Annotated in this window: 10 protein-coding genes; 5 read left to right on the top strand and 5 right to left on the bottom strand. The window is 75.8% G+C overall.

The window, feature by feature from the left end:
• Positions 1-278 precede the first annotated feature (278 nt).
• Together HCJ92_RS16370 and HCJ92_RS16365 are read left to right on the top strand one after the other, a co-directional pair.
• Positions 279-1,019, top strand: a complete 741-nt coding sequence (locus HCJ92_RS16370; protein ID WP_167934340.1) for a hypothetical protein — start codon at positions 279-281, stop codon at positions 1,017-1,019.
• A complete protein-coding gene (locus HCJ92_RS16365) occupies positions 1,013-1,183 on the top strand; it encodes a hypothetical protein (RefSeq protein ID WP_167934339.1) in 171 nt (56 codons plus the stop codon). Before HCJ92_RS16370 ends, HCJ92_RS16365 begins: the two co-directional genes overlap by 7 nt.
• Positions 1,184-1,324: 141 nt before the next feature.
• Here HCJ92_RS16365 and HCJ92_RS16360 read toward each other — a convergent pair whose 3' ends face one another.
• Positions 1,325-2,608 carry an adenylosuccinate synthase gene (locus HCJ92_RS16360; protein ID WP_167934338.1) on the bottom strand — a complete coding sequence of 428 codons (1,284 nt, stop codon included), beginning with the start codon at positions 2,606-2,608 and terminating at the stop codon, positions 1,325-1,327.
• Positions 2,609-2,804: 196 nt separating this feature from the next.
• Here HCJ92_RS16360 and HCJ92_RS16355 point away from each other — a divergent pair, with 196 nt between their 5' ends.
• From HCJ92_RS16355 to HCJ92_RS16345, 3 genes are all read left to right on the top strand, one after another.
• Positions 2,805-3,548, top strand: a complete 744-nt coding sequence (locus tag HCJ92_RS16355; RefSeq protein WP_338054212.1) for a diacylglycerol kinase family protein — start codon at positions 2,805-2,807, stop codon at positions 3,546-3,548.
• 379 nt (positions 3,549-3,927) lie between these two features.
• Positions 3,928-4,467 (top strand): hypothetical protein, encoded by a 540-nt coding sequence (locus tag HCJ92_RS16350; RefSeq protein ID WP_167934337.1) that lies wholly within the window; start codon positions 3,928-3,930, stop codon positions 4,465-4,467.
• Positions 4,468-4,494: 27 nt separating this feature from the next.
• Positions 4,495-9,318 (top strand): class F sortase, encoded by a 4,824-nt coding sequence (locus HCJ92_RS16345; RefSeq protein ID WP_167934336.1) that lies wholly within the window; start codon positions 4,495-4,497, stop codon positions 9,316-9,318.
• Between the two features lie 41 nt (positions 9,319-9,359).
• Here HCJ92_RS16345 and HCJ92_RS16340 read toward each other — a convergent pair whose 3' ends face one another.
• From HCJ92_RS16340 to HCJ92_RS16325, 4 genes are all read right to left on the bottom strand, one after another.
• The gene (locus HCJ92_RS16340) at positions 9,360-10,157 is read right to left on the bottom strand and encodes an alpha/beta hydrolase family protein (RefSeq protein ID WP_338054211.1); all 798 of its coding nucleotides are present in this window, start codon (positions 10,155-10,157) and stop codon (positions 9,360-9,362) included.
• Positions 10,158-10,337: 180 nt separating this feature from the next.
• Positions 10,338-11,660: a kynureninase gene (kynU, locus tag HCJ92_RS16335; RefSeq protein WP_167934335.1), complete on the bottom strand. Its 1,323-nt coding sequence runs from the start codon at positions 11,658-11,660 to the stop codon at positions 10,338-10,340.
• Complete coding sequence (locus tag HCJ92_RS16330) at positions 11,653-12,495, bottom strand: tryptophan 2,3-dioxygenase family protein (protein ID WP_167934334.1); 843 nt, start codon at positions 12,493-12,495, stop codon at positions 11,653-11,655. The genes kynU and HCJ92_RS16330 overlap by 8 nt, the downstream gene beginning before the upstream one ends.
• Positions 12,496-12,888: 393 nt before the next feature.
• Positions 12,889-13,311, bottom strand: coding sequence for a DUF3151 domain-containing protein (locus HCJ92_RS16325; protein ID WP_167934333.1), 423 nt, complete (start codon positions 13,309-13,311; stop codon positions 12,889-12,891).
• Positions 13,312-13,366 lie beyond the last annotated feature (55 nt).

The following is a 13,366-nucleotide window of genomic DNA, read 5'->3' as shown; positions in this document are numbered from 1 at the left end:
GTGCGCCACCACGCCGGGAGCGCGCCCGTCCCCGCCGAGCGGCGGCCGGGAGAGCCGCCCACGCCCGCGACGCCACCTCCGAACGGCACCTTCGGGCCCGTGGCGGCGGCGGGACCGACTGCGGGTCCCGCCGCGGTCGCCGGTTTCGGCGCGCCGCCGACGCACCCGGTGTACCACGGCGGCTCAGCCGCCCCACCGCCCGGAACACCCCCGCCCGGCCTCGGTGACACGGGCGGCGCGGGACCGGCGCCGCGACGGGCCGGCCGTTCCGCGCTGCCGTGGCTGCTGGGCGGCGCGTTGACGGTGCTGGCGGTGCTGGTCGGCTATGTCGCCGCCACCACGGTGACGAGGAGAGCGGCGAGGGCGGGCGCAGCGACGCCCGGCCCCCCGGCGGCGGGGAGAACGGCGGCGGCGAAGGCGGGGACGACGGTGGGGGCGGCTCGGGTCGCGGCCCGGCCGCGGTCGCCGGTGACGTTCCCAGGGAGTACCTCGGTGCCTGGGAGGGCGAGGTACTGCTCGACGGCGAAAGCATCGGCGCGCGGCGGCGGGTCGAGGTCCGGCCGGGGCGCGAGGGGGAGACCATCACGTCGATGTGGTGGGTGCTGCCCGAGGTGATGTGCGTCAGCGACGGTGAACTGATCTCGGCGGAGGCCGGGTTGGTGCTGGAAGCGACCCTGCGCGAGGAGGTCTCGCAGTTCGGTTCCGGTTGCCGGGAGAGCCAGGAGCAGCGCCTGTCCTTCGAGGACGGCGAGCTGCTCTGGTCCTACGAACCGGACGGTCTCACCGCGGAGTTGGAACCGGCACCCGTGGACGTCGGCGGCCGGGCCGTACCGCCGGAACAGGTCGGTGTCCGGGAGCCCGACGAGGACTACGGCGAGGGCATGGAGGTCCGGGTGGAGATCGCGCGTGCGGCGGTCGGCGAGCCCGCGGTGAGCTGGGAGATGAGCATCGGCGATGTCGCCTGCACCTGGGTCCACGACGTCGTGGCGGGCGACCCCGGGGACGACACGAGATGGTGACCGGACCGAGCAGGGTGGTCGACGAGAGCGAGCCCGGCGCCTGCTCCGGCGTGTACCTGAACTCGCTCTCCGTGGAGACGGAGGACGACGACCGGATCGAGATCACACCGCTCGTCTGCACCTACGGGAGCGAGGACCCGGTCGAGTTCGTCCGCGTCGACTGATCCACCGCGCCGAGCCGATCCCCACGGGGGGGCCACGGCCGCAGGCGGGACCCCGCGGAACCCACCGCGCCCCTCCCGGACGAAGCTCCCGGGAGGGGCGCGGTGCGTTCGCAGCCCCGAGTGAACCCCGGGGCGCCGCGATCAGATGAACGGGCGGATCTGGATGGTCTCGTCGCGGCCCGGTCCCACGCCGATGGCGGAGATCGGGGCACCGGACATGTCCTCCAGCGCCTGCACGTACGCGCGGGCGTTGGCGGGCAGGTCCTCCAGCGACTTGGCCTTGGTGATGTCCTCGGTCCAACCCGGCAGGTACTCGTAGATCGGCTTCGCGTGGTGGAAGTCGCTCTGGTTGTAGGGCAGTTCCTCGACGCGCTTGCCGTCCACCTCGTAGGCGACGCAGACCGGGATGCGCTCCCAGCCGGTGAGGACGTCCAGCTTGGTGAGGAAGAAGTCCGTCAGGCCGTTGACGCGCGTGGCGTACCGGGCGATGACCGCGTCGAACCAGCCGCAGCGGCGGTCACGACCGGTGGTGACACCGAACTCGCCGCCGATCCGGCGCAGCGCCTCGCCGTCCTCGTCTTCCAGCTCGGTGGGGAACGGCCCCGCGCCGACGCGCGTGGTGTACGCCTTCAGGATGCCGACGACACGGGTGATCTTCGTCGGGCCGACCCCGGCCCCGGTGCAGGCGCCGCCCGCGGTCGGGTTCGAGGAGGTGACGAAGGGGTACGTCCCGTGGTCCACGTCGAGGAGCGTGCCCTGCCCGCCCTCGAAGAGGACGACCTTGCCGTCGTCGATCGCGTTGTTGAGCAGCAGCGTGGTGTCCGCGACAAACGGCTCCAACTGCGGTGCGTAGCCGAGGAGTTCCTCGACGACACCGTCGATGGCGATGGCGCGGCGGTTGTACAGCTTCGCCAGCACCTGGTTCTTGGCGTCGAGCGCGGCCTCAACCTTCTGCCGCAGGATCGACTCGTCGAACAGATCCTGCACCCGGATGCCGACACGGTTGATCTTGTCGGCGTAGGCGGGTCCGATGCCACGCCCGGTGGTACCGATCTTGCGCTTCCCGAGGAAGCGCTCGGTGACCTTGTCCAGGCTGGTGTGGTACGGCGTGATCAGGTGGGCGTTGCCGCTGATCAGAAGCTTGGAGGTGTTGATGCCGCGGTTGTTGAGCCCCGCGAGTTCGGCGAGGAGGACCTTCGGGTCGACCACGACACCGCCCCCGATCACCGGGGTGCACTCCGGCGAGAGGATGCCCGACGGCAGCAGGTGCAACGCGTACTTCTGGTCACCGACGACAACCGTGTGACCGGCGTTGTTGCCCCCTTGGTAGCGGACCACGTAGTCCACCGAACCACCGAGCAGGTCGGTCGCTTTGCCCTTGCCCTCGTCACCCCACTGAGCACCGAGTACCACTAGTGCGGGCACAGGCGTACACCCCTTCCGGGCGGGGCATCTCATGGTCAGCTGCCCCGGATCGACGAAACCCCTGACACAATCGCGACAGGGGCTCTTGCACCGAGAGTTTACGAGACACGTGGGCGGCAGGCGAACGTGGCCGCGAACGCGCGGACGTACCCGTCCGCACACGGCGGCCCACAGCTGCCAGGAGGCGAACAAGCAGGTGCTGATCGTCATCGACCCGATCGCCCGGCAGACAGACGGGGAATCGGTGCGTATCGCACGCGACGTGCTGAGCGCGGGGGCGGACGGGGCGCGGGTGCGCCTGCTGGACCGCCCGCAGGAGATGTCCCGGGCCATGGCCGGGATACAGAGCGGACGGGTGGTGGTCGTCGGCGACGACCGGGCGCTGCTGCGGGCGGTGCGGGCGCTGCACCACCGGGGGGAGCTGGCTACGCACCCGCTGGGTTTCGTCCCGGTCGGGCCCCCCGGCAGCGTGACGGTCGCGAGCGCGCTGGGACTGCCGTCGGACGCGGTCCAGGCGTCCCGGACCGTGCTGAACGGCCCGACGAGGCCGCTGGACCTGCTGGTGGACGACGCCGGCGGGGTGGTGCTGGGCGCGCTGGGCATACCGGCCGTCCCCAGGCCGCGCGCGGCCTCGCGACGCAGCTGGTGGCGGCCGTCGGTCGCCCCGGAGCAGTGGCTCCGGGTGGAGGCCGACGGGCGGGTGCTGGCCGACCTGGACCGGCCGGTGCGCGAGGTGTCGGTCTCGCCCGCCGACGGGCTGGCCGCCGTGGTGGTACGTCACGGCGAGCTCGACCCCGCCGTGACGGCGCGGGCGGAGTCGGTGACGGTCTCCGGGCAGTCGTTCCGGTACCGGGCGGACACGGTGACCTACGGTCCCGCGCACTGCCGCACCTGGCAGGTGCGGCCGGGCGCGCTGCGGCTGACGCTGCCGTCGGTCTGACCCCGGCCGCACCGCCACCTCGCCCGTCCCCGGGAGCGCCGGGCCGTGCCATGGCCCGGCGTTCCGCCGCGCCCGCAGCATGGGTGCACAGCGCCCGCGGATCGGGGCGGAGCACCATCCGCCCGCCCTCACCCGGTCGCCGCAACCACCGCCGGCGAAGCTTCACCGGCGGCGCGCCCCCGGGTGACCCCCCTTGCGCCGCAAGGGCCCCGGGCGGCCGAGGCACCCGGCCGGAGGGACCGCCGACCACCCGAACAGTCGCTCCGCACCACCCCCGGGGACGCGCTCAGCGTGCGCGTCCGGTGACCCACTGCTCGCATGGGCACTGACAGCCCGTCACCGTGTCGTGACGGACCGAAGACCCGGAGGTCACCGTTCCATGAGAACTCCCCAGACACGCGTCGGCCGCCTGGCCCTGGGCACTGCCGCCGCGCTGCTCACCGCCGGTGCCGTCGCCGCCCCGGCAGCCGCCAGCGAGAGCGGAAGCGACGACAAGCAGTCCAAGGGCAACCACCAGCTCTCGATCTCCCCCACCTCCGGTCCCGCCGGGACGTCAGTGACGGTGCGGGCGACCTGTGAGCCCGCCGGCGGTGCCGCGTCCGAGGCGCTCCGCCAGCCGATCCACCTCAAGCGGAACGACAACAACCAGTGGGTCGGCACCGGGCAGATCAAGCGTGAGGGCCTGCGCACCGGTCAGAGCTACCCGATCCGCGTCACCTGTGTGAACGGCAACCAGCAGACCGGCTCCTTCACCGTCACCGCCACCCCCAGCGGCGGTGCCTCGGCAGGGTTCGGCGGTTCCCAGGACGGTGGCGGCTACGCCACCGCGCTCGCGGTCGGCGGCGGTATCGCCGTCGCCGGTGCCGTGGGCTACGCGTTCACCGCGCGGCGCCGCGCGGCGGGTAACCACTACTACTGATAGGCGGTCAGGGTGAGGGTGACTGATATGCAGGGGCGTCTGCGACGAGCGCTGCGTCGTGGGCGGGCCGCCGGCGAACCCGGCGATCCCGCGCCCGAGCCCACCCCCGCGTCCGGACGACCCGACACGGGTCGTCCGGGCGGGGCCGGGGCGTCGCCACAGGAGGGGCGCCCCACGACCGCACCCGCCGCGCCGGGCCCGGCAGCCGCCGGGCCGGGCTCGGCCGATCCCGCAGCGCACTCCGCCCGGGGGGCCGACGACGCGGGTCTCCGCGCGACGCGCGCGCCGAGCGGCGCGACGGCGCTCACCCGGCAGCCGGCACCGGCCGCGGACTCCGCCACCGGCACCGACACCGGGACCGACACCGGCACCGACACCGACACCGACAGCTGGACCGCCGCGACCGACCCGCACGGCACGACCGATGCTGCGGACGGGACCGGGGAGACCGGCGGAAGCGACAGTTCGGCCACGCCGGGCGCCGCCGACACGGCCACGGACACCACCCAGGTCCCGGCCGTCCCCGAGCCCACCCACGCCGCCGGGCAGGACGGGCACACCGAGGCCCCGAAGGGCCCGGAGGACCGCGAGGACCGCGACGGGGTCGGGGAGGCCGAGGCGAAGGCCGCCCCGGCGCTGCGCCGCCGCTTCGGCAAGCGCGACGAGGACCCCGAGGACCGCATCGGCGAGGACCGCCCCGCCGACGACGCCGCCCCGGCCGAGGTGACCGGAGAAGCCGAGGCCGCGGACGGCGGCCCCGCCGCCTCCGTCGACGCCGACTTCCCCGTGACGCCCGGTCCTGGACCGGCGGACGCTCCCCCCGCTGCCCAGGGCGGCGGGGCGACGGCAACCGAGGACCGGGAGAAGGACCGGGACGAGGGCCGCAACGAGGCCGACCGAGCCGAGGACCCCGAGCTGCCCGCTGCCCAGGTCTCCGGCCGGGATGCCGACACCCCGGCGGACACCGAGGCGGCAACCGGCACCGAGCAACGCTCCCGCCTGCGCGGCAAGTTGCGCGCCCTGCTGTCCACCAGCGGCGACAGCCCGGACAACGACCCGTCCCGGTACGCGGTCGCGGACCCGTCCACCCACCGTGCGCGCGAGTCCCGCCCGCCGAGCACGACCGGTGAACACACCGCCGGAACGGATGCCCAACCGGAACCGGCAGCGGCGGAACCCGTCGCGCCGCCCGCGCCGGACACCGAGCACACCGCGACGGATGCCGCCGCGCGGGGCACCGCCGAGGCGGCCGGCTCGGCCGAGGCGACGTCGACCGCACCTCCGGCCGAGCAGCCCCTGCCGGACCACGGCGCCCGAACCGACGGGGCAGCCCGCGCCGAGGCCGACACACTCGCCGAAGGCCGGCTCGGAGCCACGACCGACACGGACGTCGAAGGCCCGGCCGAGACCGGTACGGACGCGGGCACCGGGAGCCGGACCGAGGCCGACGCCGAAGCCGACGCCGAGGCCACGACCGAGGACGCGGCAGGAAGCGCCCCCGCAGCCACAACCACAACCGAGGCGGTCCCCGGGACCACCATGGCGGAGCTGCTGCCCGATGCCGATGCGCCCGCGGCGGCGGCTGCCGTCCGTACCGCGGCCCGCCCGGTCGGCGCGACGGCCAGCCGCGTGCTGGCCGCCGAGCAGACGAAGGCAGCAGCCGAAGCCGGGTCGGAGGTGAAGCGCGAGGGTACGGGCGAAGGGTCGGAGCAGCCGGCGACGGCCGACCGCGAGCCCGCCACCGGATGCGCCACCACCGCACCGGTCACCGACCCGGAGTCCGCCGACACCGCGCGGCAGCCGGAGCCCGGCCGCACGGCACCGGCGCCGGTCGGTGCGACAGCCAGTCGCGTGGTCGCCGCCGAGCGGGCGAAGAGCGAGGCCGAGGCCGAGGCGGCGCATGCCGGGACCGAAGCGGCGCGCGAGGATGCCGCGGAGCCCGTGGCGCCCGTGACGCCAGGCGTCCTCGCCGAGCCCGTAGCCCCCGCGCCGGACGGCGGCCCGGACGCCGCCCCCGCATCCTCCCTCGGCACCTCCGCCGCCGTGCCGGCCCCCGGGGCGGTGTTCCTCGTCCCGGCCCCGCCGTGTGTGCCGCCCGTCGTCCACTTGGGGAGTTCCGCGGCCTCGCCCGCGCCGGGAAGCGTCTTCCCCCTGCCCGGCTTCCCGCTGCTGCCGGGCACCTCGGCGGCACGCCCCGCGGTGGCCGCCGTCTTCGCCCTGCCCGCTTTCCCCGCCCCTCCCGACGCGACGGCCGACCCTGTCGTCGACGCGTTCCCGGACATGAGCGCGGCCGGGCCCGAGCCGGGCTGCTCCCCCGCGGCTCCGGCGCCGGGCGCCGTCCATGCCCTCCCGGCGTTCCCGACACCGCCGGGCTGCTCCGCCGCCCGGCCCGCATCGGGTGCTCCCTTCCCGCTCCCGCCGTTCCCCGGCGCGCCGAGCGCCGGAGCCGTCCCGACCACCCCGACCGACGAGACCGCCGGGAGCGACGAGACCCCTCCGTACGGAACCGACGCGCCGGTGGCGGCCGAGGCGCCGGTGACGGAACACGCGACGGCGACCGGGGAGCCGGCTCCCCCCTCCCTCCCGCCGTTCGCGGTGCCGGCTTCCACCCCGGGACCGTGCGCGGACGAAGCCGCGGCCACCGACGAAGCCGCGCCCCAGCTCGCCCTCTTCGAGCTCCCCGACTCTGCGTCGGCGGTCGGGGAGGTTGCCACGTCGGAGCGGGTGTCGAACCCGCCCGCCGACCTCGCGCCTGCCGGAACTGCCGCCGGTCCCCCGACGTCCGCCACGGCGCCCCCGGCTCCGCTCGAACGGGCGGTGCAGGCAGACCCCGCGCACGGCAGCACCGCGGTCGTGCCGGCCGGGACGTCGGTCCCGGAGCCTGTGCCGGACGCCGAGGCGTCCGGCCCCGGCTCCGCCGTGTCGGCCGCGGAGCGGGTCGCGCGGCCGTGGGGCACGGGCCCCACCCCGATGTCGCTTCCGCTGGGCGCCTTCCCCCTGGTCACCCGGGTCACGTCCCGTACGGCGGGTGCCGCGCCGACCGCCCCTGCGGAGCAGCTGACGGAACCCCTGGTCGGGGCAACCGCCGCCGCGGAGCCCGGCCGAGCCCTCGATGCGGCGATGCCGGTCGACGGCGGGCAGCCCGGTACCGGGGGAACCGCCCCGGCCGACCACGGGCCCCCCGCCACCCCCGACGCGTCCAATACCCCGGACGCGTCCGGGGCTCCCGCTGACGCAGCCGCCGACGGCGGCCACCCGACCGGAACCGTGCCCCTGCCGGACGGCACCCCCGCGCCCCCGCCGGGTCCGCCGACCTCCGGCGAGCCCGAGGGCCGTCCGCACGCCGACAGCCCGGAACGCGACGCTGCCACCGGGGGCCCCGCGCACGGGCCCGGCGCCCCCGACAGCCCCCGCCCGGACGGTCTCGACGGCCTCGCCCCCGTCGGCCCCGACGCCGTCCGGACCGGCGCCGGGACGAACGACGGCACCGACCACGCGGCGGGCGACGACCCCCGCGCCGAGGACGACGGCGCCGAGGACGGGCCGCCCGGTGGCGCCGGAACACCGCCCGCGCCGAAGCAGGGCCGGGCGAAGCACGCCGCCCGCCGCCGGTTGCGGGTTCCGACGCCGGTGCGCCACGTGGCGGCGTTGCCGGGCCGGGGCGTGCGGACGCTGCGCCGGTTCCCCTGGCAGCAGTGCCGCGCGGCTGCCCGGTGGGCGGCCGGAGGCTCCTACGACACGGACCAGGACCGCAACCGCACCCGACCGCAGCGGCTCGCTCCGCGCAGCCGCCGCATGGAGGGTGCGGCGATCGTCGGCTCCGTGCTGCTGTGCCTGCTGGTGGGCGCGATGGCGCCCGGCAGTGAGAAGCACGGCGACGAGGCGCGCGCCGCGGCCGGGGCGGAGGCTCCCGACCCGGGCGCCGCCGCCGAGGGCTCGGACGAGGTGCTGTCGCGGTCGGAGCCGACCCGCATCCGGGTGCCGCACATCGGCATCGACGTCGAGGTGTTCGGCGCCGACCTCGACCCGGACGGCGGTCCGCCGACCCCCGCCGAGGAGGACGCGATGCGCGCCGCCTGGTACGCGGGCGGCGTGACCCCCGGTGAGAACGGTGCCTCGCTGATCGTGGGGCACCTGGACACCATGACCGGCCCGGCCGCCTTCGCCGGGCTGGGCATGCTGGAGCCGGGCGGTCGCATCGAGGTGGACCGGGAGGACGGCTCGACGGCGGTCTTCACGGTGGAGGCCGTGGAGCAGTACCCGAAGCAGGACTTCCCGAACGACCGGGTCTACGGCGCGACGGACGACGCCCAGCTCCGGCTGATCACCTGCGGTGGGCGCTGGACGTCCGACGGCGGGTACGACGCCAACATCGTCGCCTACGCGCGGCTGGGCGACGGCACGGCGGGGGCGGAGAGCGGAGCGGAGGACGGGACGGCGGACGTGGACGCTCCCGCCGAGGCGGAGCCCTACGACGAGCCGTACGTCGGGCCCTACGACGAGCCGTACGTCGGCGACGGCGCCGACCCGGAGTTCCCGTTCCACCCGTTCGTACCGGAGGGCGAGCGGGGCGACCACGCCCCCGCCCGCCCCGGTGCCGGCGACGCGGACCGGTTCGGCGGGGTGGCGCTGCTGGAGGCGTTGAACGGGGTGACCTCCCTCGCCGACCTGCCCGGCTTCGACGCCGCCCGGTGGACGGGCGGGTACGGGCCGACCGGCGACCCGTTCGGCGGTGGACCCGCCGACGGATTCGGCGAGTTCGGCGAGTTCAACGACGCGGAGAGCGGCGGGTTCGGCGACGGCTTCGGCGCCGGTCTCCTCGACCAGGCGGAGCCGTTCGTCGCGGAGTAGGCGGGCGGGCGAGGTGTTCGGGCCGCTGGCCGGCCCGGGGTTCAGCCGCCCGGGCCCCGGGCTTCCGCCAACAGGTTCCGCAGCGCCAGCGCCAGGGTCGTGAACGCCGGGGTCTCCGGCAGGAACGGCGCGTAATGGCCCACCCCGGGCAGCCGCAGGAGCTGCGCGGGGTGACGGTCGGCGTAGGTGACGGACTGTTCCATCGGCACCTGGCCGTCCGCGGTGCCGTGCACCAGGGTCACGGGTCCTGACGGGGACGCCATCGTCAACGGGTCGGTCTCGGGGAGCAGTTCGTGCCAGTCCTCACCGAGGAACTCCCGCACGGCGCCGGAGCCGAGGTCTCGTTCGACCGCGTCCGCCAGGTCGGTGACGGCGCTCACCGCGACCGTGTGCCGCAGCAGGTCGGGCAGGCGGGAGGCCGCCCACAGCGCGAGGTGGCCGCCGGCCGAGTGGCCGGCCAGCACCAGCGGGCCGGGCAGTCGCGTCAGCGCCTCCCGGACGTCGTCGAAGGTGTCCGCGTGACCACCCTCGCCGCCCCTGCGGTACTCCACCAGGGCGACGGGCATCCCGTGCCCGGCCAACGAGGCCGCGAACGGGGAGAGATGGCGCCGGTCGTAGCTGTCGCGCCAGAACCCGCCGTGCAGCAGCACCAGCAGCGGCCCGCCGCCGGGGTCGCCGTAGTGGTCGACCAGCTGGTCGGGATGGTCGCCGTACCGCTCGGTGCGGTCCGGCTCCTCGGCGGTCAGCCGCAACAACTCCCGCATCTCCGCGGCGTCCTGTCCGCTCTCGACGGATCGGGAACGCTCGCCGCCGTCGCCGTCCGTGGGTGCGCCGCTCACACGACTCCCTCCGTTCCGCTCTCGGATCTGTCGTCCCGGGGAGTCCGGCCACCGGACGGGCCCCGGCGTACCCGGGTACCCGTTGCCGGCCGGTTCACCCGAACCGTGGCACCACGACCTCGCACCGGCGAGGCGTCCCACCGCCCCGCCCGGGCGGGCGAGGGCGGCGGGACGGCCGGTTCACCCCCCGGCCGGGTGCTCGGCCAGCACCTCGGCCAGCACCTCGGCCAGCACCGAGGCCGCCCGCAGCGTGTCGCCGAAGGAGGTGTACAGCGGCGTGAAACCGAACCGCAGCACGTCGGGACGGCGGAAGTCACCGACCACGCCGCGGCGGATCAGCTCCCCCATCACCCGCTCCGCCCCCGGGCAGCGCAACGCCACCTGGCTGCCGCGCCGTTCCCGCTCGGCGGGCGTCAACGACCCGACCCGGCCCGCGGGCACCGACTCCGCGACGCACTCCAGGAAGAAGTCGGTCAACGCCAGGCTCTTCTCCCGGACCTGCTCGATGTCGACGCCGTCCCACACCTCCAGCGCCGTCTCCAGCGCCAGCATGGACAGGATGTCGGGCGTCCCGACCCGGCCGCGCACCGCTCCCTCGGCAGGGGCGTAGGCGGCTGCCATCGCGAACGGCTCGGCGTGGGAGTTCCAGCCCGGCAACGGGGAGTCGAACGCGCCCTGGTGTTCCGCCCGTACGTAGAGGAACGCAGGTGCGCCCGGACCACCGTTGAGGTACTTGTACCCGCAGCCCACCGCGAGGTCCGCGCCGTCCTCGTCCAGTCGCACCGGCAGGGCGCCGGCGCTGTGGCAGAGGTCCCAGACCGCCAGGGCGCCGGCCCGGTGGGCGGCGGCGGTGATCCCGGGGAGGTCGTGCAGTTCACCGGTGCGGTAGTCGACGTGGTTGGCGAGCACCACCGCGGTGCGTGGACCCACCGCGTCCGCCAACTCGGCCATGGGCACGGGCCGGACGGTGCGTCCCGTCATGCGGGCGGCGGAGGCGGCGATGTACCCGTCGGTCGGGAAGGTCGCCGCGTCCACCAGGATCTCGTCGCGCACCGGGGCGTTGGCGGGTGCCTCGCGGCCCTCCGTGATCCGCACGGCGGCCACCAGCGCCTTGAAGATGTTGACGCTGGTGGAGTCGCCGACGACCACCTGGCCGGGGGCGGCGCCGACCAGTGGCGCGACCCGGTCGCCCACCCGCTCGGGCGCGGTCCACCAGCCGGACTCGGTCCAGGAGCGGATGCGCAGTTCGCCCCACTCCCGGGCGACGACCTCGGCCAGTCGCCCGGGGACGGCCGCCGGAAGGGCGCCCAGCGAGTTGCCGTCCAGGTAGACGGTGTCGTCGAGGACGAACGCCTTCCTGCGGTCCGCCAGCGGGTCGGCGGCGTCGAGCGCCGCGGCGCGGGCGGCGAGCTCCGGAGACGGGCCGGGCGAGACCGGGCCGGCTGTCGCGGTCGGGGAGGCGGGGCCCACCGGCCGGGGCCCGTCGGACGTGGTCTCAGACATGGCTGCGGGCCGTCCAGAGCTCGGGGAAGACGTTCTTCCGCGCGCGCTTCTCCAGCCAGGCGACGCCGGCGGAGCCGCCGGTGCCGACCTTCGAGCCCATGGCGCGGCGGGTCGCGACGAGATGGTCGTTGCGCCAGCGCCAGACCAGCTCGCCGACCTCGGTCAGCCCCTCGCCGAGTCGGACCAGCTCGCTCTCCTGGTCGCCGCGGTAGACCTCGGCCCAGACCGCCTCCAGCTCCGGGTGGTGCTCGTGGCGGGCCGCCGGGTCCCGGTCGAGGACGGCGGCCGGGACGGCGAGGCCACGGCGGTGCAGCAGCCGCAGCGCCTCGTCGTAGAGGCTGGGCTCGGCCAGTGCCTTCTCCAGCTCGGCGTGGACGCGGGGCGCGCCCCGGTGGGGCACCAGCATCGAGGCGGACTTCTCACCAAGGAGGAACTCCACCCGCCGGTACATCGCCGACTGGAAGCCGGAGCCCTCGCCGAGCGCGGACCGGTAGGCGTTGAACTGGGCGGGGGTGAGGTGGGCGATCGGCTTCCACGAGGCGTTGAGCGACTCCAGCTCCCAGCAGGAGCGGCGCAGCGCGACCAGCGCGCCGGGGATGTCGTCGCCGCGCAGCGCGGCCGAGGCGGTCTCCCACTCGTGGACGATGACGGTGAACCACAACTCCATGACCTGGGTGGTCACCAGGAAGACCATCTCGCCCGGGTCGTCCGAGCGGAGGTGCTGGAGGTGGGTGAGGACGTCCGCCTGGACGTAGTCCTCGTAGGGCGTGGTGCCCTGGAAGTCGAGGTTGGGAAGGTCGGTTTCGCCGACCGCGGGCGCGGACTGGTGCGACATCGCTGTCTCCGTGACGTCTTGCCTCCGGGTAGCGGTCCGCCCCTTCCTTCCGGTGTGGGAGCCCCGGTCCCCTCAGACCTCCGCTCGCGGGACGCTGCCGCACGGCGGGGCCTGTTGGCATCATCGGGGGCGCACGCGGAATCGGCAAGGGCGGCACCGGCCACCTCGCCGGGGCGTGACGGAGCTGACACGGCAGGTGGGGGCGGGGGCGCGTCCCGGCTCACGGCGCCGGGCGGACGGGCGGCGCGCGGGGCGGACGGCGGGCCGCGGGGAGAGCCGAACGGGGTACCCGCAGCGTGGCGGGCGCCCTCGGACGGCGAACGGCGCCCGCCGGTGGGCGGGCGCCGTTCGGTGCCGTCCCCCGCACCGTGGCGAGGGGGCGTGGGAGCGTGCTCAGTCGGTGGCGGAGAGGGTCTCCGCGGCGACGGGCGAGCTGTCCTTGAGGAACGTGTGGCAGCGCTCGTGCTCCTCGGTCTCGCCGATGGCCTTCGCGGCGCGGGCGAGGGCGTGCAGCGCGCGGAGGAAGCCGCGGTTGGGCTCGTGCTCCCACGGCACCGGGCCGTGGCCCTTCCAGCCGCTGCGGCGCAGCGCGTCCAGGCCGCGGTGGTAGCCGGTACGCGCGTAGGCGTAGGACGCCACGGGGTCGCCGGACTCGAAGGCGTCGTCGGCGAGCTGGGCCCAGGCCAGCGAGGACGCGGGGAAGCGGGCCGCCACGTCGGAGGGCTCGGTGCCGGCGGCGAGTGCCTCGCGCGGCTCCGGGTCGTCGGGCAGGTGGGTCGGGGGCGGTCCCCCGAGCAGGTTCTCGTACGTGGACATGGTTCCAGTCTGCCTGGTCCCCCGGGCCCCGCGGACCGCACGCACCGCGGGGCCC

The sequence above is a fragment of the Streptomyces spiramenti genome (assembly GCF_012034385.1).
GTDB lineage: Bacteria > Actinomycetota > Actinomycetes > Streptomycetales > Streptomycetaceae > Streptomyces > Streptomyces spiramenti.
Note: the sequence above shows the minus strand (reverse complement) of the source record. Positions and strands in the feature narration are given on the sequence as shown.